Annotated in this window: 16 protein-coding genes; 6 read left to right on the top strand and 10 right to left on the bottom strand. The window is 63.0% G+C overall.

All coding sequences use genetic code 11. The features are described from left to right. Window positions 1–48: 48 nt before the first annotated feature. Window positions 49–2,637: an AAA family ATPase gene (locus tag HNQ71_RS11980; protein WP_184873320.1), complete on the bottom strand. Its 2,589-nt coding sequence runs from the start codon at window positions 2,635–2,637 to the stop codon at window positions 49–51. 226 nt (window positions 2,638–2,863) lie between these two features. On the opposite strand from HNQ71_RS11980, the gene HNQ71_RS11975 reads away from it, so the two are divergent. Together HNQ71_RS11975 and HNQ71_RS11970 are read left to right on the top strand one after the other, a co-directional pair. After that, on the top strand, window positions 2,864–3,136 hold the full coding sequence (locus HNQ71_RS11975) for a DUF4242 domain-containing protein (RefSeq protein ID WP_095083851.1): 273 nt from the start codon (window positions 2,864–2,866) through the stop codon (window positions 3,134–3,136). Then, on the top strand, window positions 3,114–3,377 hold the full coding sequence (locus HNQ71_RS11970; protein WP_184872777.1) for a hypothetical protein: 264 nt from the start codon (window positions 3,114–3,116) through the stop codon (window positions 3,375–3,377). Before HNQ71_RS11975 ends, HNQ71_RS11970 begins: the two co-directional genes overlap by 23 nt. A gap of 265 nt (window positions 3,378–3,642) precedes the next feature. Here HNQ71_RS11970 and msrA read toward each other — a convergent pair whose 3' ends face one another. The 4 genes from msrA to HNQ71_RS11950 all read right to left on the bottom strand — a co-directional run bounded on the left by msrA (window position 3,643) and on the right by HNQ71_RS11950 (window position 7,197). Then, on the bottom strand, window positions 3,643–4,380 hold the full coding sequence (msrA, locus tag HNQ71_RS11965) for a peptide-methionine (S)-S-oxide reductase MsrA (protein ID WP_184872776.1): 738 nt from the start codon (window positions 4,378–4,380) through the stop codon (window positions 3,643–3,645). Between the two features lie 145 nt (window positions 4,381–4,525). Continuing rightward, on the bottom strand, window positions 4,526–4,843 hold the full coding sequence (locus HNQ71_RS11960; protein WP_184872775.1) for a hypothetical protein: 318 nt from the start codon (window positions 4,841–4,843) through the stop codon (window positions 4,526–4,528). A gap of 129 nt (window positions 4,844–4,972) precedes the next feature. Continuing rightward, the gene (locus tag HNQ71_RS11955; protein WP_184872774.1) at window positions 4,973–5,671 is read right to left on the bottom strand and encodes a DUF1223 domain-containing protein; all 699 of its coding nucleotides are present in this window, start codon (window positions 5,669–5,671) and stop codon (window positions 4,973–4,975) included. Between the two features lie 485 nt (window positions 5,672–6,156). Continuing rightward, window positions 6,157–7,197 (bottom strand): TadE/TadG family type IV pilus assembly protein, encoded by a 1,041-nt coding sequence (locus HNQ71_RS11950; RefSeq protein WP_184872773.1) that lies wholly within the window; start codon window positions 7,195–7,197, stop codon window positions 6,157–6,159. Window positions 7,198–7,676: 479 nt separating this feature from the next. On the opposite strand from HNQ71_RS11950, the gene lepA reads away from it, so the two are divergent. The 4 genes from lepA (at window position 7,677) to HNQ71_RS11930 (ending at window position 12,525) form a co-directional block, all read left to right on the top strand. Then, entirely contained in the window at window positions 7,677–9,482 is a 1,806-nt protein-coding gene (gene lepA, locus HNQ71_RS11945) for a translation elongation factor 4 (RefSeq protein WP_184872772.1), read from the top strand. 91 nt (window positions 9,483–9,573) lie between these two features. Next, on the top strand, window positions 9,574–11,151 hold the full coding sequence (locus tag HNQ71_RS11940) for an RNA-directed DNA polymerase (protein WP_184872771.1): 1,578 nt from the start codon (window positions 9,574–9,576) through the stop codon (window positions 11,149–11,151). A gap of 146 nt (window positions 11,152–11,297) precedes the next feature. Next, window positions 11,298–11,852 carry a hypothetical protein gene (locus HNQ71_RS11935; protein ID WP_184872770.1) on the top strand — a complete coding sequence of 185 codons (555 nt, stop codon included), beginning with the start codon at window positions 11,298–11,300 and terminating at the stop codon, window positions 11,850–11,852. Between the two features lie 157 nt (window positions 11,853–12,009). Continuing rightward, on the top strand, window positions 12,010–12,525 hold the full coding sequence (locus HNQ71_RS11930; RefSeq protein ID WP_184872769.1) for a hypothetical protein: 516 nt from the start codon (window positions 12,010–12,012) through the stop codon (window positions 12,523–12,525). Between the two features lie 354 nt (window positions 12,526–12,879). Here the strand turns inward: HNQ71_RS11930 and HNQ71_RS11925 are convergent, their stop codons facing one another. From HNQ71_RS11925 to HNQ71_RS11905, 5 genes are all read right to left on the bottom strand, one after another. Continuing rightward, complete coding sequence (locus HNQ71_RS11925; RefSeq protein WP_184872768.1) at window positions 12,880–14,520, bottom strand: ABC transporter substrate-binding protein; 1,641 nt, start codon at window positions 14,518–14,520, stop codon at window positions 12,880–12,882. A 402-nt stretch (window positions 14,521–14,922) separates the two neighbouring features. Further along, complete coding sequence (locus tag HNQ71_RS11920) at window positions 14,923–15,882, bottom strand: alpha/beta hydrolase (protein ID WP_184872767.1); 960 nt, start codon at window positions 15,880–15,882, stop codon at window positions 14,923–14,925. After that, window positions 15,879–16,559, bottom strand: a complete 681-nt coding sequence (locus HNQ71_RS11915) for an isochorismatase family protein (RefSeq protein ID WP_184872766.1) — start codon at window positions 16,557–16,559, stop codon at window positions 15,879–15,881. The genes HNQ71_RS11920 and HNQ71_RS11915 overlap by 4 nt, the downstream gene beginning before the upstream one ends. Before the next feature lie 319 nt (window positions 16,560–16,878). Further along, window positions 16,879–18,183, bottom strand: a complete 1,305-nt coding sequence (locus HNQ71_RS11910) for a M24 family metallopeptidase (protein ID WP_184872765.1) — start codon at window positions 18,181–18,183, stop codon at window positions 16,879–16,881. A gap of 305 nt (window positions 18,184–18,488) precedes the next feature. Next, the gene (locus tag HNQ71_RS11905) at window positions 18,489–19,460 is read right to left on the bottom strand and encodes a GlxA family transcriptional regulator (RefSeq protein ID WP_184872764.1); all 972 of its coding nucleotides are present in this window, start codon (window positions 19,458–19,460) and stop codon (window positions 18,489–18,491) included. Window positions 19,461–19,525 lie beyond the last annotated feature (65 nt).

Genomic DNA, 19,525 nt, shown 5'->3' with positions numbered 1-19,525 from the left:
TACCGGTCGCCAGTCGCCATCCTGCAGATCAAGCAGGCTGCGGTGCTTTCAGATCAGCCCCGAGTCGCGTGCCGCCGCCGTCGCCTCGCCACGGGAGATGGCATCCAGTTTTCCCAGAACCGCCGAGACATGGTGATCGACCGTCTTCGGCGAAATGGCGAGATGGTCGGCAATGCGCTTGTTGGAGAAGCCGCGCTCGATCAGTTGCAGCACTTCCATCTGGCGCAGGGTCAGTCCGGCGCTGTTTGCGCGCGTGGTGCGGCGCGGTCCGCGGGCGATGTGATTGACACCGTTTCGCCGCATAAGGTCGCGCACGTGCTGGGCGACAGGCCTGGCGCCGAGGTTCTCGAATATCTCGAGCGCCGAACGCTGCGCCGCCTGATCGCCCTGAACCAGGGCAAGCCCGCGTTCGAAGGGAGCGCCCATAGCAGCCCACAAATCCGCCGCCCCCTGCCAGTCGCCAGCCAGAAGCATCTGGTAGGGCGCGGCCATGCCGGACGTGTCGCCGGGGCCGATCGCCGGCGCCAGCAAACGCCGCCAGCTGGCCAGTTCGGCAAAGACCGCCCGCTTCGGCGAAAGGCTTTCGGCAAGGTCTATCAGCCCCAGCGCCTCGTCCTGTTCCGCCTCGCCCAGCCATGCCTGTTCGGCGACGACCGCCGCATAGGGCAGCAGCCTCTGCAGCTCGGCACCTTTTTCTAAAAACCGCTTCATTTCCGCAAGAAGTGGCTCGGCTGAAGGATCGCCGCGGCGCAGGCGCAATTTCGCCAGAGCCACCAAGGAGGGATAGCGCACCAGCGCGGCTGCATGGTCGTTGGTGACGACTTCCAGCGCTTCAGCAGCCGCCTCGTCCCAACGTCCGTAACGCAGCAGCAACTGCGCCCGCACGCCGCGCATGTAATCACGCCAGGTCGCGAGGTCGTTCTCGACGCAATAGTCGATGCCGCGATCGAGAAAGGACTGAGCCTGGTTGTAGTCCAGCTGGTTCATTTCGCTGCAGGCGCAATTGGTGAAGGCCCGCGCCGCGTGTTCCTGGAAATTCTGCTCGAGCGCGATTTCGAGACTGCGGGCAAGGTGCAGCCGCGCGCTCGGCAGGTCCAGCCATTGTTCGGCAGCGCCGACATTGTTGAGCGCGTGGCAGACGATGTCCGGCCGGCCCGCCTGTTCGGCGAGCCTGATCGCCTTGTCGCCCAACGACAATGTCTCGTCGAGCCGTTCGGCCAGCATCGCCAGCTGCGAGAGGTTGGAGTAGGCCATGGCCAGTTCCGGCCCGGCCGGTGCGGTCTCCAGCAACGCGACCGCTTGGGCGCCAAACAGATCGGCGGCCTGTCGGTCGCCCATCAGATAGGCGAAACGCGACAGGCATCTGAGGCTGTCGCCTTCCTTCAGCGTATTGCCCAGGGCGCGCTGCAGCACGCGTGCCTGCTGCTGCGCCTCGATGGCCTCGGCGATCCGGCCGATCAGGTGGCATTCGAAGGCATAATTCTCGTAGAGACCGGCGCGCTCTTCCATGGGCAGGCCGTCAGCCTGTCGCAAGGCGACCTCATAGTAGCCGGCGGCATCGCGATGCGCACCGATGCGGGAAGCCTCCCGGGCGGCGACCGGCGCCAGTTCGCGCACCGCCTCCAGATTGTGCGCCTCGACCGCGTGGTGCACCAGGCGCGCGGTGGCAATGTCGCCCTTTTCGAGCATCGCTGTCAGGGCGCGCTGGTTGAACTCCCGTCTGTGGCTTGTCGTCAGCATCGTCTCGATGGCGCGGCGGGCGATGTCGTGCCGGAAGGCATAGCCGTCGCCCAGATCGTCCAGCAGGCCATTCGAGACGCATTCCGCAAGCTGGCCGGCACTGGCCACGCCGCACAGGCCGTGCAAGGCCCAGGCGTCGGCCCGCCTTGGAAATACCGACACCGCGTCGAGCATCGAGCGGGCGCCGGCCGACAGGCGTTCCGCGCGCGCCAGCACCGCATCGCGCACGCTGGCCGGCAGCGCCGTTTCGTTTTCGGCGCTCAGCAGTTCGGTGACGAAAAAGGCGTTGCCGGCCGTGGCCCGGTAGATGGCATCGCCGTCGCGGCCGGCGGCATCGGCGAGCGACAGCACCGCTGCTTCGCTCAAGAGCGGCACGTCGATGCGGGCGACGCTGCCCGCCGGAATTTCACCCAGCGCCCGGCGCACGCGCACCTGCCCCTCGCTGCGATCGGTACGCGCCGTCACGAGCAGCAGGATGTGGGTGTTGGCAATGCGACGGCCGAGAAAGCGGACGAAGTCGAGTGTCGCGTCATCGGCCCAGTGCAGGTCCTCGATCACCAGCAGCGTTGCACCGGTCCTCGCCTCGAAGACATCCAGCGCGTCGGAAAACAGCGGCAGCCGCTGTCCCTGCCGGGCGTCGACCGCCTGCGGCATCGCCCATTGCGCCTCGCGTGCAAGATCGTAGAGCGGCCCGAGAGGATCGGGGATCGACAGGTCCTCGCAAACGCTGCGGAAGATACGCGCCTCCTGGCCGGTACCGCTGACGAAGGCATCGACAAGCGTCGACTTGCCGGCACCGGCCTCGCCCGACAAAGCCGCGACGTGACCACGGCCGCGCGCGGCTTGCGCCAGAAGATTGTCCAGTTGCGCCAGCTGTGGCTGCCGTTCCAGAAGCATGGTCATTCGCTCATGGTGACCCCGGTTGCTGCCGCCCCACCCCAGCTCGCCCGCCAGGATAGCCCGGCTCGGTATCTGCTTTGTGGCTCCAGCACTGAACGTCGTTAACATGGGGAATCGTCCCGCCAAACATAGGGAAAGGCTCCGATGCGCGTCCTTTGCGAGCGTGATCTTTGTCCAACCGCGCTCAAGATCGAGCGTGAAGCAATGGAAAGGGAAGCCTCCCATGCCCCGTTACCTGATTGAACGTACATTTCCGGATGGCCTCAACGTGCCGATGAACGAAGCCGGCGCCGATGCGCTGGGCGGCGTCATCATGCGCAACGCGGAGAAAGGCGTGACCTGGGTGCAGTCCTTCGTGTCGCCCGACAAGAAGCACACTTTCTGCGTCTACGACGCGCCTTCGCCGGAGGCGATCCGCAGCACCGCCCAGATGAACTCGCTGCCGGTCGACAAGATCACGGAGGTGAGGGTTCTTGAACCCTACTTTTACCGCTGATGAAGATCCGATCGCTCGAGGCGGCAATGGCGACATGCCGGCCGGTGTCGCGGCCATGGCAAACAGCGGCCGCGCGCCCTCCTTGCCCGGCCGTCGATGGCGGATCGCGTTGGAGCTGCCCGCGCAACTGCGGGGCAAGCGCCGCTTGCCACCGGAAAGCGACCATCTGAGGCACGATATCGGCTTGCCGGAGCGGCAGACGCGGCGGGACTGGCGAGATTACGACCGGTGGGATCGCTGAAGACCCGGCCGCCCGCAGTCGACCAGACGCCAATGCTGGAGTTTGCGTGGCGCAAGGGGCGCACAGGCGCGAGGCACCCCCCCCCTCTGGCCTGCCGGCCATCTCCCCCTCAAGGAGGGAGATCATGCGCTCAGCCGCTTTCGCCAACTATCAACGGCTATAAGGTAAGCGGGACAGCGGAGCCGCCAATCTCCCCTTGAGGGGGAGATGCCCGGCAGGGCAGAGGGGGGCGCTGTCCCGCCGACGCCTCTTCGACAAAGCTGCCTCAGTTGCTGGCCGACAGCACCAGCACCGGCTTCTCGCTGTACAGCGCCGGGAACAGTTGCTTGAGGTTCGCCACCTTGGGCAGGTCGTTGTAGACGATGTAGGGATAGGTCGGGTTCAGGGTCAAAAAGTCCTGGTGGTAGTTCTCGGCCGGATAGAAGGTCTTGCCGGTTTCCAGCGTGGTGACGATCGGCTTGGGGAAGACCTTGGCCTGGTCGAGCTGGGCGATGTAGCTCTGCGCAATCTTCTTCTGCGCATCGTTTTCGGCAAAGATCGTCGAGCGGTACTGCGTGCCCGAGTCGGGACCCTGGAAATTCAGCTGGGTCGGGTTGTGGGCGACCGAGAAGTAGACCTGCAGCAGCTGGCCATAGGTGACAACGGACGGATCGTAGGTGATCTCGACGGATTCGGCGTGTCCGGTGCGGCCTGACCCGACCGTCTCGTAGACGGCGTCATCCTTGCTGCCGCCGGTGTAGCCGGAGACCGCCTTGCTGACGCCCTTGACGTGCTGGAAGACGCCTTGCACGCCCCAGAAGCAGCCGCCGGCGAAGATCGCCTTCTCGCTGCCGCTGGCTGCCTTTTCGTCGATCGACGGCGGCGGGATGACCACCGCGTCCTCGGCGGAAACCGCCGGCGTCAGCCAGAAGGCGGCGCCCACGGCGGCAAGCGCCAACGCGGCGAGCGCGCTCCTGGCAAAATTCGACTGTCGTCTGGCGACTGGTTTTCGAATGTCGGTCATGGCTGAGCTCCTGTGACGTCCATCATGTGGAGTCTATTGGATAAGAGGGGATCATGCGACGGGTGAGTTGCGGCCGAAGCCTCACTTTCACGTGCGTCCGAATCCGGTCCTGATATCAGGACCGGAGCCGGAAACATCGTCGACCCTAGTTAGCCGGGGCCATGGCATCCGCCGCCGGCTTCATCGCGTCCGTTGCCGGCTTCATCGCATCGGCTGCCGGCTTCATGGCATCGGCGGCTGGCTTCATAGCGTTGTCCGCAGGCTTCATGGCGTTCGTGCTCATCGCGTCGGGCGCCATGGCGTCGGCCGGTTTCATCGCGTCGGTCGCCGGCTTCATGGCGTTGACGGCGGGCTTCATGGCGTTGGTCGCGTCGTCGGCGCGGGCGATGCCGCCGGCAAACAGCGCCGTCGAGCACAGTGCGAGAGCGAGCGCCGGCAGCGTTATCCGGGAAAGAGTCGTCATGATGGTCTCCTTGCAGTTGGGGATGATGGCGCACGTCTTCGGTGGCCGGGTTGTCGCGGCGCCGCTGCTGCGGCGTTGCGCGGGTCGTTGTCCGAGCATGACCCTTGCCGGGGTCATGCGCAGGGAATTTCAGTTGGTCGCGGCGGCCAGGATCGGCCCGCCACCCGGCGACTGGACGAGCACCGCGGTGCTGAGCCCGCCGGAGGCGGCCGGCACATCGAGTGCGGTTGCGCCGCCGGTCCAGCTGCCGAGCTTCACCAGCGAATGCACGACATTGGCGTGCGGCAAGGTGCGGCCGGTGTTTTCGCCGCGCGCCACCGGCACCTCGACGACGCCCTTGGCATAGCGCACAAGCCAGACATCGGCCCGGCCGCCCGGCGCCGCGCCGGCGCCGATGCTGACCTTGCCATTGTCGAGCGACAGCGACGGGCCGCTGGCGTGGACCGCGGTCGAGATCAGCTGCTGGATTTCGCCGGGCGCTGCGCCGACGACATCGGCACGGCCATTGACCACCACTTGCGGGGTGAACGGGCCGTCATGACCGAGCGGCGGCTCGTAGGTGACCTGGCGCTGGGTGAATTCCTGGCGGCCGAACGTGTCCTTCCAGCCGAGATAGTCCCAGTAGGTGACGTTGAAGGACAGCGCCAGCACATCGGGCTGGTCCTTGACCTTGATCAGATTGGCATTGGCCGGCGGGCAGGACGAGCAGCCCTGGCTGGTAAACAGCTCGACCACGGTGAGCGGCTGGGCTTGCGCCGCACCGAGCGAGGTGGCGAGCGCAAGCGCGCTCAGGCTGGACACGACGAGTGACTTGCAGGAACGCGACATTCGGCTGGCTCCGTGGGTGACGGCGCCCCGATGCGCCGCTCATGTCCCCATTTCGCCGCCGGCCCAGGCTTTGTTACAGCGCTCACCGGTTTGTGATCGTTGTCGTTAGCGCCTTCCCTTCTCCCCCTGTAGGAGAAGGTGGATCGGCGCGCAGCGCCGAGAAGGATGAGGGGTGTTGGACGGAATGAGGCGTTGGTGCTTTCTGGAACACCCCTCATCCGTCGCCTGCGGCGACACCTTCTCCCACAAGGGGAGAAGGGAAGAGGGCGCCCTTACCGCCAAGGTATGTTTGCTTGAGAGGCCCCCCTCTCCGTCACGGCTTCGCCGCGACACCTCTCCCCCGCGACGCGGGGGAGAGGAACCCGGATTCTGCGAGACCGGCTTTCGAGATTAGCGGTCCTAGTCCCCACGGACGTGGGGGAGAGGTGCCTCGCGGAGCGAGGCGGAGAGGGGGCCTGGCGCCGCACTCTCGGGAAGAGCCCCGCCTACTGCGTCAGCACCGTGTTGGAGGGCCGCTTGTTGAAGTCGCACTTGCCGGTGACGGAGTAGGAGAAGTCGGCGTTGGAGACCGGCGCCGGCACCGGGTTGCCGCCATCCTCCCAGGCCTGGGTGCTGGGCTGGCCGCAGGGCACGGCGGAGAAGATGTCGACAATCGTGCCGTTGGGCACCTCGGTGCCGTCGATGTAAAGCCGGTTGGAGGTGGTCGCGTCGTTCGTACTGAGGTTTTGCGGGTTGCCCTGTTGCACGTACATTTGCAGATTGAGGCCGCCCATCAGGCTGACGTCGATCGCCGCGCCGGCGCTGTTGGCTGGAATCATCGTGTCGACACAGTAATATTTCGTGCCATACTGGTCGGTGTTGAGCGTCACCCCGCTGGGGGGTTTTTTGCCGACCTTGCAGACCTGCGTCTGGACCACCGTGGAGACGCCTAAATTGTTGATGGTGCTGACGGTGGTGGTGCCGTAACCTTTGGGATCTGTGCCGCCGCCGTAGACGTAATCGATCGTCATCAGCGGCTTGGCCACCGTGGCGCCGAATTGCGTGCCGTAGAGCGTCATCGTCTTGTTCCAGTAGCCTGACACCCCGGTGACCTTGAAAGTGGACGTTACCAACGCCGGCTTCTTGCTAACCGCCGAGGCGACGGCGACCGGCACGGTGTTGATCCTGGCGATCTGCATGAAAACAGTCGGCATGGAGTAATTTGCCGTGGCCTGCGCGGTGGCGGTGCCGCCGGCGTCAACCACGAAGCTGTTCAGCGTCGCCGTGGCCCCCGTCGGGGCACCATTGGCGGCGAAGGAATCCTGCAACACCACCTGGCGCTGCGCCAGCGTCGAGCTCGTGTCCATCGTGGTGATCGACAGGATGCCGGCATCGAGCGCCGACTGCATGTCCGACCTGGTCTGGACCGCCGAGGTGTAGTCGACCGAGAAGCCGATGGCGGCAATAATCGGCATCATGGCGAAGATGAGGATCGGCGTGAACGAGCCGCTCCTCGACCTGACAAACCTGCCTGCTAACCCCCGCATGCCGTGATCCTTACAAACGAATATCTCCACGGGCTAACATGGCAGTCACGAATATTGCTCTAACGCACTTGGTTAAAATTTATCGACTTTCCGCGACATCCCCCGATAAAGCCGACAAGTTCGCGCGCTTGTAGCGGTAACCACCCTTCTCCAGACGTCGGCGCCGCCCCTCACCTGCCTGCCGGCATCCTCTCCCCGTATAGTGACGGGGAGAGGGGCGCTCTCATCGCCGATTTCGCCAATCACCAGCGTTGCAAGACGAGCACCGTCGTTGCGGTCAGCCCCTTCTCCCCGTCACTATACGGGGAGAAATGCCCGGCAGGGCAATGAGGGGCGGCGCCGACTTTCGACAATTGCCGGTTTCCGCCGCAAGTTCGAACTGTCGTAGGTCTGAAGCGATTGCCCCGGCAGCCGCCCCACCTTGCCCCCGCAGCGGTACAGCGCTTGCCGCAGCAACAAGCCCCTGCTAAAGCGCCGCCATGAGCACGCCCCTCGACCACATCCGAAATTTCTCCATCGTCGCCCATATCGACCATGGCAAATCCACGCTTGCCGACCGGCTGATCCAGCTGACCGGCGGGCTGGAGCTGCGCGACATGAAGGAACAGGTGCTGGACTCGATGGACATCGAGCGCGAGCGCGGCATCACCATCAAGGCGCAGACCGTGCGGCTGAAGTACCACGCCAACAATGGCGAGGACTATATCCTCAACCTGATCGACACGCCCGGCCATGTCGACTTCGCCTATGAAGTATCGCGCTCGCTCGCCGCCTGCGAGGGCTCGCTGCTGGTGGTCGACGCCTCGCAGGGCGTCGAGGCGCAGACGCTGGCCAATGTCTACCAGGCGATCGACAACAACCACGAGATCGTCGTGGTGCTGAACAAGGTCGACCTGCCGGCCGCCGAGCCCGAGCGCATCCGCGAGCAGGTCGAGGAGGTGATCGGCATCGACGCCTCCAACGCGGTGCTGATCTCGGCCAAGACCGGGCTTGGCATTCCCGACGTGCTGGAGGCGATCGTCCACCAATTGCCACCGCCGCGCGAGGGCGACGCTACGGCCCCGTTGAAGGCGATGCTGGTCGACAGCTGGTACGACGCCTATCTCGGCGTCATCGTGCTGGTGCGCATCATCGACGGCGTGCTGAAGAAGGGCCAGACCATCCGCATGATGGGCACCGGCGCCAAATACCTGGTCGAGCGCACCGGCGTGTTCACGCCTGCCCGCATCAATGTCGACGAGCTCGGCCCCGGCGAGTTCGGCTTCTTCACCGGCTCGATCAAGGAAGTGGCCGACACCCGCGTCGGCGACACCATCACCGAAGACAAGCGCCCAACCGCCAAGGCGCTGCCCGGCTTCAAGCCGGCGCAGCCGGTGGTGTTCTGCGGCCTGTTCCCGGTCGACGCCGCCGATTTCGAGGATCTGCGCGCCGCGGTCGGCAAACTGCGCCTCAACGACGCTTCTTTCTCCTACGAAATGGAAACCAGTGCGGCGCTCGGCTTCGGCTATCGCTGCGGCTTCCTTGGCCTGTTGCATCTGGAAATCATCCAGGAGCGGCTGGAACGCGAGTTCAATCTCGACCTGATCGCCACCGCGCCGAGCGTCGTCTACCGGTTGCTGCTCACCGACGGCTCGATGAAGGAGCTGCACAACCCGGCCGACATGCCCGACGTGGTCAAGATCTCGGCGATCGAGGAGCCATGGATCCGCGCCACCATCCTGACCCCCGACGATTATCTCGGCGGCATCCTGAAACTCTGCCAGGACCGGCGCGGCATCCAGGCCGACCTCTCCTATGTCGGCAAGCGCGCCATGCTGACCTACGATCTGCCGCTCAACGAAGTCGTCTTCGATTTCTACGACCGGCTGAAGTCGATCTCCAAGGGCTATGCCTCGTTCGACTATCACCTCACCGACTACAAGGAAGGCGACCTCGTCAAGATGTCGATCCTGGTCAATGAGGAGCCGGTCGACGCGCTGTCGATGCTGGTGCACCGCACGGCGGCGGAAAAGCGCGGCAGGCAGATGTGCGAGAAGCTCAAGGAGCTGATCCCGCACCACCTGTTCAAGATCCCGATCCAGGCGGCAATAGGCGGCAAGGTCATCGCCCGCGAAACCATCTCGGCGCTGCGCAAGGACGTGACCGCCAAATGCTACGGCGGCGACGTCTCGCGCAAACGCAAGCTGCTGGACAAGCAGAAAGAAGGCAAGAAGCGGATGCGCCAGTTCGGCAAGGTGGATATCCCTCAGGAGGCGTTTATCCAGGCCTTGAAGATGGGGGACTAAGTAAAAAGAATTCGCTTTACCTGAGCTTGCGCAACTGAGATCAGTCGATCATCCTCCAGCCCTTCGGGCGCCTCCTTTGATCGACGGATTTATGAAGAAATTTTTCGAAGCCGCTATAGATAATATATACCGATACGGCGACACGGATATATTTCCATTTCCAATCGAAAACAGAATAATTCAGGATAAAAAAGCGGACGTTGTCAAACTTCTTGTAGACATCTATGCAGAATTTGACAATTTCTTTGTTCAGAATCCACCAGATGACATTCGATCTCTAGTCGCCGTCCATCATTCCGGTTTTAGGTGGGCGTCGCAGCTAGACCCGATTTGGAATGCATTTCTACTAGGTTGTGTCCTATCGATAGCAGAAGCCATCGAGGCATCTCGGCTTGGGACGGATCGTGTATTCTCCTACCGACTGAACGAAACCAGCTATCTATCTGGCGAGCTTTTTAGCCGAGCTGTGTCTTGGAGAGATTTCATTTCGAACTCAGTCGCCGAATGCGAAAAGCACCAATATGTTGTTACCTGCGACATAGCTGACTGCTATTCGCGTGCAAGTCACCATAAACTTGATAATTCGCTGCGCATAATTGGCTCTCAACCGCCTATTCGGAAGATTATTCTGGAGTATATGAGCCACCTCACGGGCACGAGGTCGGCTGGACTCCCGATTGGCGGCCCGGCCGCACGTATTCTGTCCGAGCTTGCGTTAAACAATTCGGATCAATATCTCTTTAGCTCGGACATTAAATTTTTTCGCTACGCTGACGACTATCATGTATTCTGTAGCAGCAAGAAGGAAGCTCACGAAGTTATCGTTAAAATATATAAGGCACTAGACAATGAGGGGCTATCCCTTCAGAAATCAAAAACTAGAATACTGACTACCTCTGAGTTTAAAAATGTTCTATCTCAGATAAAGGGCGACGACAATGACACGCGATCGCCAACTCAGCGACTGATGTCTCTGACTCTCAGATTCGATCCTTATACACCTAATGCGGCAGAGCAATATGAAGAGCTCAAAGACGAACTTCAAGGAATAGACGTTGTTGCGCTTCTGAACGAGCAATTGTCTCAAACTCGGGTTCACATACCAACCACTCGGAAGATAGTTGAAGCACTCAAATTAGTGAGTGCCAATGCTAAATACGGCGCCATGCTGTCGATGCTCGACAATATGGATGCCCTCTACCCTATCGCGCCGACCGTTTTTCAAACCATATATCAAGTGATAGACGAGCTCGGCGCAAAGGAAAAGGCAGAGGTTTGTGCCCGCCTTGTTGATCTTTACGACAGCGGCCATGAGGTAATGGCACTAGATATGCATGTGGCTTATGCGAATCGTATCATAGGAAAATCCAACAGTATTTCTAATCGAAACTATCTGCATCGCTGCTTTGATCGGGAACCATCTGAGTTGGTGCGTCGTGACATAATTATGATTTTTGCGAATTGGGGAAATTTTGCTTGGTTGTCTATGTTCAAGGCAAATTTCGCAGCGATCTCGGGCTGGCAGCGGAGGGCGCTCATACTGGCCTCGTACTCGATGGTTGACGAAGGCTCACACTGGCGCGACCATATGAAAAGTAGGTTCGACGCCTTTGAAATGATCGTCCGGGATTGGAGATCTGAGAAACCGAACGTGCCGCTAGCCGTATGATAAGCGAAAGGTTGTTTGCGTCGCAGTTTTCGAATTTCTGGCGAAGCACGCTTCCGAATTTGGAGGCCGTGACGCGATCGATGAATCTAGGTTACGTCCGCATAAGTGAGCCGGTCTTTTCGAAGGCTAGCCCCTCAAGGCGGGATTTGATCAGCGAAGCCGGCTATTTTCTTTTTTTTGAGTCAGTTCGACAGCCAACTGAGCACGTGACAGTTTTGAGGCCACGGGCAGTTAAATGCGCTCTAGAGTTTTTAAGATCCAATGTCGCTGACTTCGGTACTGATAGCGATGAATTGGATCAAGCCGAAGCCGACGAAGTGGATAGCTTGTCCGGATGGCTGCGTAACTATTTCTTGGCGCAGGGCGTATCTATCAACGGGGTTGTTATCCCAAAATATCGAGGTCACGGAATTATTGGAAGCTGCAAAGGCGATTTTGAGTTCTCTAATACTTTAGTAGAGATGAAGTACGTCGATAGGAAATTTCGTAGCCATGACTTACGACAGGTGATTGTTTATGCTGCCCTGCGGTACTTTGAAAATGGAGGCTCGTACGAAGCTATTAAGATTGTTAATCCTTTGCTCGGGATAGAGTTTAAGACCGACGTCGATGAGCTCATATATAGCGCTTCCGGATCCGATACGCCCGAGTTTTTCCAAAAGCTTTCGTATGCTATCTCTAGCGGGGAAATATCCCATTAAGAGGATAGTGCTTGCGTAGCACCGGAGCGGTACCGGCATGGTCGGCCATTTTCCCGCCGCTGGCGACCTCTCTACACTCTGCTCCGCTTCGCGCGGCCCCCCTTTGAGAACGCCCCGCCCCTGACGTATTCTTGTGGCTGATTTGGGGAGATCACAAATGCGTTGCAGCCTTCCGGACACCGTCGCCGCGATTGGATTGGCCATCGGTGGCGCTCTTGGCCTCGCCGGCACCTTCGTCGGCAGCGACGCGCTGCGTGAAACGCTGTGGGCGATCGACGGCGTGGCACTCGTGGTGGCCACGGCGCTGCTGACGATGAAGTATCAGCGGCTGGGCAATGACTGCGTCGCGGCCGGGTTCCTGACCTTCCTCGCGGGCGAGAGCCTGCTGCTGGCCGGCAACGCGGCGGGCCTGCAGGCCAGCGTTCCCTCCTATGCCGGCGGCATCTCGCTTTGGGCGGCCGGACTTGTCATGGTCAGCGCGCCGAATACTTTTGCGATCTGGATGCGGCTGACCGCTGTCGTGGCCGCCGTGCTGTTTGTCGCCTCGGTGGGCATGATCCTGTGGGGCGCGCCCTTGCTGCCGACCTCGTCGCCGCTGCCCGCCGCGGGCTATCCGTTCCTGGTGCTGACTTTTGTTGGGTGGATCTGGACTTTGGTGAGGCCTGGGCGGTGAGGTCGGTGCGCCGCGCTGTTGATGTATCGCCAAGCTGGAACACCCCTCATCCGTCTTGCCGCTTTGCGGCAATCCACCGCCCTGGGCGAGTCACGGGCCTCGCCCGCCCTTCGGGCCCGAAGGGGGAGAAGGGAAGATGAGCGGTGGCGCCGCCCCTCATCTGGCTGCCGCCATCTTCTCCCCGTATAGGGACGGGGAGAAGGACGCTGTCATTGAGGGTTTCGCCAATTGTCTGTGTTGCTGAAAAAGGCGCCTGCGTTGCTGCCAGCCTCTTTCTCCCCGTTCACGGGGAGAAATGCCCGGCAGGGCAATGAGGGGCGGCGCCGGCTTCGGTGATTGTCTCGCCAGGAAGGCTCAGCTTTCAATCCACACCTTCTCAAAATGCTGCTCGAGCGCCTGGTGCTGTTCGCAGCCTTCGATGCCTTTGCGGTAGGTGCGGTAGACCGAGCGCCAGTAGGGTTGGATGATGATGCCGGACTCGCGCAGATTCTGCTCGATTTTTCCCATGATCTCCTTGCGCGCCTTGGCGTCGGGCGTCGCCAGCGCCTTGTCGAGCAGGGTGTCGAACTCTGGATTGGCATAGGCGCTTTCGTTCCAGGCGGCGCCGGATTTATAGGCCAGCGCCAGCACCTGGACGCCGAGGGGGCGGCCGAGCCATTCGGTGCAGGAGAAGGGGTATTTGCTCCAGTCGTTCCAGAAGGTGGCGGCGGGCAACACGGTGCGCTTGATCTTCAGGCCAGCCTCGCGCATCTGCGCGGCAATCGCATCGCCGGTGCTCTTTTGCCATTCGACGTCGACGGAGATGAGGTCGAATTCATGGTCGGCCTTGCCGGCCTCGGCGAGCAGTTTCTTCGACCCCTCAACGTCACGCTTGGCCGGGCCGATATCGGCATATTCGGGATGCATGGGGCCGACATGGTGATTGTCGGCGGGCTTGCCGCGGCCGCCGAGACCGAGCGTCAGTACGGCGGAATTGTCGACCGCGAGCTGGGCGGCGCGGCGCACTTTGGCGTCGTCATAGGGCGCGTTGCCGACGTTGAAGCGGGCGACGATGGTGGAGCCGGTGGCGATCTCGGAATTCTTCAGCCCCATCTTGTCGGTCTGCGAGACGGCATCGGAGGCGGTCTCGTGGTCGGTGTCGATCTCGCCGGATTCGAAGGCCGACAGCATGGCGTTGGGGTCGGAGCCGTAATCGATCCATTTGATGCCGTCGAGCCAGAATTCGCCCTTCCACCAGGGCTTGTCCCTGCGCTTCACCTCGGCGCCGGTCTCGGCATCCCAGCTGACCAGCTCGCACGGGCCGGTGGTGATGGAAAGCGCCTTCATGGGGTCGCCGTCGCCCTCATAGGAACGGTGCATGATCAACGCCGGGTAGTCGGCCATGCCGGCGATCAGCGAGATGTCGGGTTTCGGCAGATTGAGTTTGATGGTGAAGTCGTCGACCCTCTGGATGCCGCCATCGACAAGCTTATTGGTGTCGGCATTGACCAGCGCGCCCATGCGCGCGGCGACCGAATTGCCCGGCACCGAGGCATCGCACCAGCGGGTCAGGTTGTGGATGACGTCGTCGGCGTTGAAGGCATCGCCGTTCGACCAGGTGATGCCCTTGCGCACATGCAGGGTCAGCGTCCTGGCGTCGTCGCTCGCCTCCCAGCTTTCGAGCAGCCAGGGCTCGAAGGAGAAGTCGGTGTTCCAGCGCACCAGATATTCGTTGCAGTGGCGGGCGACGTTGGACATTTCGACGCCGTCGAAGGTGCGCGGATCCTTGAAACCCTTGACGTTCATGGCGACACGCAAGGTGCCGCCGCGCTTGGGTTCGGCGGCGCGGGCCGCGGTAGGGACGAGGCCGCCGAGCGCCAGCGCGCCGGCGGCGCTGACGCCGAGGCCGGCCATCAGCGCGAGGTATTCGCGGCGGCTGATGCCGCCTGTCCTGAAATCGTCGGCGACGGGCTTGGCCCGGGGGTGCAGTTTCCTGTCGGTCAGCATGAATTTCATCGTCGTTCCCTCTTGTTGGGCGCCCCGGCCGGTCGACAGACGCGGGGGCGGACGCGACCGCCGGGGCGCCATTGGCTGGACAGGAATGATAGGGCGGGGTGACGTTGGGGAGTGTTCGGTTTTCCGCACTGATCGTGCGGTGCTCCGCAGGGGGCGACGGGGTGGTCGGCTTGCGCCATGATTGGCGAAAGCCGAAGTACAGCAATCTCCCCCCTTGAGGGGGAGATGTCCGGCAGGACAGAGGGGGGGCGCTGTCCCGCCGACCTCTCAGCCAATTCCAAGCTGCGCTCGCAAACAGATTTCGGATGATCAGAGACGAAGGCTGGCGATCCTTCACGCCCCCCTCTGCCCTGCCGGGCATCTCCCCCTCAAGGGGGGAGATTGGCGCTCCGCCGTCGAACCTTAATACGGCCACTCACCCCGGCCCAGCGCAGCGACAGCAGCGATGATCCGCGCAAATGATTCCGCCGCCACCGGCACGGTCGTGCGGGCGCGCAGGAAGCTGTGCACCAGTCTCGGCTCCTCCAGCCAGAACGCCTTCCCGCCGGCGGCCAGGATGCGGTCGCGATAGGTCTCGCCATCCGACGACAGCGGGTCGCATTCGGCGGTGACGATCACCGTTGGCGGCAGGTCGGAGAAATCGCGGCCGCGCAAGGGCGAGAAGGTCGGATCGTCTGGCGATTGCGCCTTGGTCGAGCGGACGTCGCGGTAGAAGGCGATGTCGTGCAGCGACAGCAGCGGCGCGTCGGCGTGCTCGACATAGGAGCCGGTGCGCTCGTCGCCGTCGAGGCCGGGATAGATCAGCACCTGGCCGATCGCGGCGCCACGGCCTGTCGCCCGCGCCACCCCTGCTGCGAGGTTGCCGCCGGCACTTTCGCCGCACAGCACGAGCGGCAGGCCGGTGGCCGCCGCTGCCCATTCGAAGGCGGTGACCGCATCGTCGAAGGCGGCGGGGTGGACATGCTCCGGCGCCAGCCGGTAGTCGACCGACAGCACATCAAAACCGGTGCCAGCGCAGATTTCGGCGCAGATGTCGTCATGGCTGTCGAGCCCGCCGAGGATGAAGCCGCCGCCATGAAAATAGACCACCATGGCCGCTGCCGCCCTGCCGGCAAGTTGGTAGCGGCGGACCGGGATGTCGCGGCCGGCGGCGGCAATCAGGCCGTCGCTGGCCTTGACCCCTGGCGGGCGGCCCGGATGGAAGGCCCGGCACATCCTGTCGTAGACGGCGCGTTGCTTGTCGATCGGCAGGCCGATGATCTCTGGCGGATAGCAGGCGTTGACCGCGTCGATATAGGCCCACAAAGCCGGGTCGAGCCGGGTTTCGTATTTGCCGCGGCTGATGCTTGGTCCGGCCGTCATAGCTCGGCGTAGAGCTCCGCCGCGTTTTCAAAAGTGAAGCGCAGCGGCACCGAGCCTTCGACCTGCCAGGCGGTGACGCTTTCACCCGCCAGCAGGCGGCAGGCGCCTTCGGTGTCGGTGACGGCGCCGCCATAGAGCCGGTTGGCGAGATTGAGGATGCCGGTCTGGTGCATGGCGGCACTGCCGCTGCCGCAGGCATCCTTGACCAGCAGCACGCGAAAGCCCTTGGCGATGGCGTCCTTCACGGTGGCGTCTATGCAGGCCTCGGTCCAGACGCCGGCAACGACCAGCCATTCGATGCCGACCGACTTGAGGTCGCGAGCCGCCGGACCGGACCGGAAGGCGCTCGCCTCGGCCTTGACCAGCAAGGCCTCGCCCTTGGCGGGCGCCACCTCATGGCAGATTTCGGTCAGCGGGTCGCTCTTGTCGGAAAAGGCCGACTTGCCATCGGCATCGAGCGGATGAAACGGCCGTGCCTCTCTGTCGAGATCGACGATGTAGGCCCAGTGGTAGAGCGGCACATGGTTGTGCCGCGCCGCCGCCTGCAGGCGCCGGACGTTGGCGAGGATCTCGCCAAAGCCCTCGACCAGATAGCGGGGGTCCTGCCGGTGCTCTTCCTGCAGGTCGATGAACACCGCGGCCACCGCGCCGCGCTTGAGGGCTATGGGGGTTTTCACGCTGCGCCTCCAAGAGGCGTCACACTCGTCCTTAGCGGGCTAATACCGTAGGGGGTTGGCCGAACCGTCCCCGACTTCGTCATCCACGGGCGGAGCGGGAGCGAAGCGGACGCGCAGACCCGAGGATCCATGCCGTGTCGTTGATCGACTAGTGCAGCGATACAGATCAGCACCGTGGCAGCGCTCGGACGTCGCGGCATGGATCCTAGGGTCTGCGCCGCGTCGCTGCGCTCCTTGCTCCGCCCTAGGATGACGACGCGATGGGCGTTCCTGCTAATCGCCAAGGGCCCACCATCACGTCCGCGCCTGCCAACCACCATCAAACCTGCTTCTCCAAAAACTCGTCCTCGTACGGAAAGCGCGACAGGAGTTCGGTGCCGGTGTCGGTGATCAGGATCTCGTCTTCCAGCTTGACGCCCTCGCGGCCGCCCTTCTCGCCGATATAGCTTTCCACGCTCACCACCATGCCTGGCACGATATGGCCGTCGCGGCCATAGGTCTCGTAGTCCATGGCGTGGGCGATGAACGGCGTTTCGCCATGCATGCCGACGCCGTGCATGACCGAGGTGTAGCGCTGATCGACGAAACGGTCGGGGATCTTCCAGGCCTTTTCAGCAATCTCGCGGAAGGCCATGCCGGGTTTGACGATCGAAATGTTGTGCTGAACCTGGTCGTGCGCCATGCGGTAGAGCGATTTCTGATACGGCGTCGGCTTGCCCGGCCCGCAGCGGAAGGTGCGGGAGAAGTCGGAATAGTAGCCGTAGCAGCCGATGGTGTCGGTATCGAGCGCCAACAATTCGCCGGGCCGGATCTTGCGGCCGCTGGCCTCGTTGAACCACGGATTGGTGCGCTGGCCGGAGGTGAGCAGCCGGGTCTCGATGAATTCGCCGCCCTGGCGGATGACCTCGCCATACATGATGGCGAACAGGTCGTTTTCCGACACGCCGGGCTTGATCGCCTCGCGCACCGCATAGACGGCGGCCTCGGCGCCGGCCATCGACACTTGCAGGCATTTGACTTCCTCGGGCGTCTTGACCGCGCGCACGGCGAGGATCTCGCCCTGGCAATCCCGGACTTCGCAGCCGCGCTTTTCCAGGGCGAGTGCCTGCAGATGGCTGCAGCGGTCGAGGCCGAGCTTCATCGAGCCGCCGCCATGCTGCTTCAAAAGCTCGGCGATCTCGTCGGCGAAGGGGCCTGATGCCTCGTCGTCGCGGCCTGACACCGACGACCAGACCAGCTTGGAAGGACGCGCCTCGTCGATCGTGTCGAGCACCATCGAGACATGGTAGCTCTGCGGATACTCGAACAACACGATCGGCCCGACGGTGGGGATGAAGAAATAGCGGGTCGAGTTGCGCAGGAAATAACCGAACATGTTGCGCGAGCCGGTGGCGTAGCGCTGGTTGTAGGGGTCGAACAGCACGACGCCGCCATAGCCAGCCTCACGCATCCAGCCGCGCAGTTTGGCCAGCCGGCCCTTGCGCAGGGCGTCGGCATCGATGAAGGACGGCTCGGTGTCGGACAGCCACATGCCGCCGGCCGGATCGGCCGCCGCCGGGTGGCGCATGCGATCCTTGAAGTCGACATCCTCGGTGCTGTCGGGGTCGAAAACGACGATGCTCATGGGTGTGTGGCCTTGGCTGGGTTGCGAGGGTTGACCATGGCGCATGAGAGCCGGATGGATTGTGCGGAAAACCGCAGGGGTTATGCGGGATGCCGCTGGTAATCGGTTGCGCCGCGACCCTTCGCGCCCCCCTCTGCCCTGCCGGGCATCTCCCCCTCAAGGGGGGAGATTGGCGGTTTTATCTTCGGTGCTTTTTTTCTTCGCAATTGAAAATTGGCGAAAGCAAAGGGACATCCGATCTCCCCCCTTGAGGGGGAGATGTCCGGCAGGACAGAGGGGGGCGCTGTCCCGCCAGCATCCGAAAGCTAATGCCGCCGCGCCAGCTTCGGCGGATGGCCATGCTCCTCGCGAAAAGCCCGGGCAAAGCTCGACATCGAGGCGAAGCCGCAGGCCAGTGCCACGTCGCGCACGGCAAGCGTCGAATGCGCCAAAAGGTCGGCGGCACGCTTCAGCCTGAGCCGCCGGTAGTAGCCGTTGGGCGAGATGGCGAGTTCGGCGCGGAAGGAGCGTTCGAGCTTGTCGGACGAGACGCCGAGCCTGGCGGTGAGTTCGGCCATGCCGAGCCGCTCCTCGACCGCGTCCTCCATGATGGCGATGGCCGACAGCACCAGCTCGTTCTGGACGCCGGTGCGCAGGCGTAGCGGCATCATCTTGCGGTCGATGCTGGAGCGCAGCTGGCTGTGCACGAACCATTCGGCGACGCCGGCGGCAAGCTCGGCGCCATAGTCGCGGGTGATGATCTCCAGCATCATGTCGAGGCTGCCGACGCCGCCGGCCGAGGTGAAGCGCTTGCGGTCGATGACATAGAGGTCGCGCCTGAGCTCGATGTTGGGGAACGCCTCGGTGAAGGCGGCCTGGCTGGTCCAGTGCAAGGTGCAGGCATGGCCGTCGAGCAGGCCCGCGCGCGCCAGAAAGAACGCCGCATCCGCCACCGCGCCGATATGGGCGCCATTGCGCAGGCTTTTGCGGATCCAGGTCGCGGCATCCTCGGCGACGAGGTGGTCGGCGTCGCCGCCCGAGCAGACGACGATGCGGTCGACCTTCGGCGCGTCCCCGGCATAAAAGCCCGGCTGGATGACGACGCCGTTCGAGGCCTCGACCGGGCCCGGGGTCGCCCCGACGATGATCCAGCGATAGCACTGCCGCCTGGCCAGCACATTGGCGGCGCGCAACGGCTCGATGACGGAGCTGAACGCCATCATCGGAAAGCCGGGGAACACCAGCACGGCGAAGGTGAGGGGTGTCTCGGCGGGTTTTGGTGGGGCGTGCGCTGCCATGGGGCGCTACAATTCGGGCAGATGGGGTCCGGGGTCAACGGGGATGGTGGACCCATATTGCGAGA

This window comes from Mesorhizobium sangaii (assembly GCF_014207355.1).
Taxonomy (GTDB): domain Bacteria; phylum Pseudomonadota; class Alphaproteobacteria; order Rhizobiales; family Rhizobiaceae; genus Mesorhizobium; species Mesorhizobium sangaii.
Note: the sequence above shows the minus strand (reverse complement) of the source record. Positions and strands in the feature narration are given on the sequence as shown.

What these genes read in the sequence shown, in the direction of transcription:
- HNQ71_RS11980 (WP_184873320.1), bottom strand. Translation starts at nt 2,637, where the DNA reads ATGCTTCTGGAACGGCAGCCACAGCTGGCGCAACTGGACAATCTTCTG.
- HNQ71_RS11975 (WP_095083851.1), top strand. Translation starts at nt 2,864, where the DNA reads ATGCCCCGTTACCTGATTGAACGTACATTTCCGGATGGCCTCAACGTG.
- msrA (WP_184872776.1), bottom strand. Translation starts at nt 4,380, where the DNA reads ATGACCGACATTCGAAAACCAGTCGCCAGACGACAGTCGAATTTTGCC.
- HNQ71_RS11960 (WP_184872775.1), bottom strand. Translation starts at nt 4,843, where the DNA reads ATGACGACTCTTTCCCGGATAACGCTGCCGGCGCTCGCTCTCGCACTG.
- HNQ71_RS11955 (WP_184872774.1), bottom strand. Translation starts at nt 5,671, where the DNA reads ATGTCGCGTTCCTGCAAGTCACTCGTCGTGTCCAGCCTGAGCGCGCTT.
- HNQ71_RS11950 (WP_184872773.1), bottom strand. Translation starts at nt 7,197, where the DNA reads ATGCGGGGGTTAGCAGGCAGGTTTGTCAGGTCGAGGAGCGGCTCGTTC.
- lepA (WP_184872772.1), top strand. Translation starts at nt 7,677, where the DNA reads ATGAGCACGCCCCTCGACCACATCCGAAATTTCTCCATCGTCGCCCAT.
- HNQ71_RS11940 (WP_184872771.1), top strand. Translation starts at nt 9,574, where the DNA reads ATGAAGAAATTTTTCGAAGCCGCTATAGATAATATATACCGATACGGC.
- HNQ71_RS11930 (WP_184872769.1), top strand. Translation starts at nt 12,010, where the DNA reads ATGCGTTGCAGCCTTCCGGACACCGTCGCCGCGATTGGATTGGCCATC.
- HNQ71_RS11925 (WP_184872768.1), bottom strand. Translation starts at nt 14,520, where the DNA reads ATGAAATTCATGCTGACCGACAGGAAACTGCACCCCCGGGCCAAGCCC.
- HNQ71_RS11920 (WP_184872767.1), bottom strand. Translation starts at nt 15,882, where the DNA reads ATGACGGCCGGACCAAGCATCAGCCGCGGCAAATACGAAACCCGGCTC.
- HNQ71_RS11910 (WP_184872765.1), bottom strand. Translation starts at nt 18,183, where the DNA reads ATGAGCATCGTCGTTTTCGACCCCGACAGCACCGAGGATGTCGACTTC.
- HNQ71_RS11905 (WP_184872764.1), bottom strand. Translation starts at nt 19,460, where the DNA reads ATGGCAGCGCACGCCCCACCAAAACCCGCCGAGACACCCCTCACCTTC.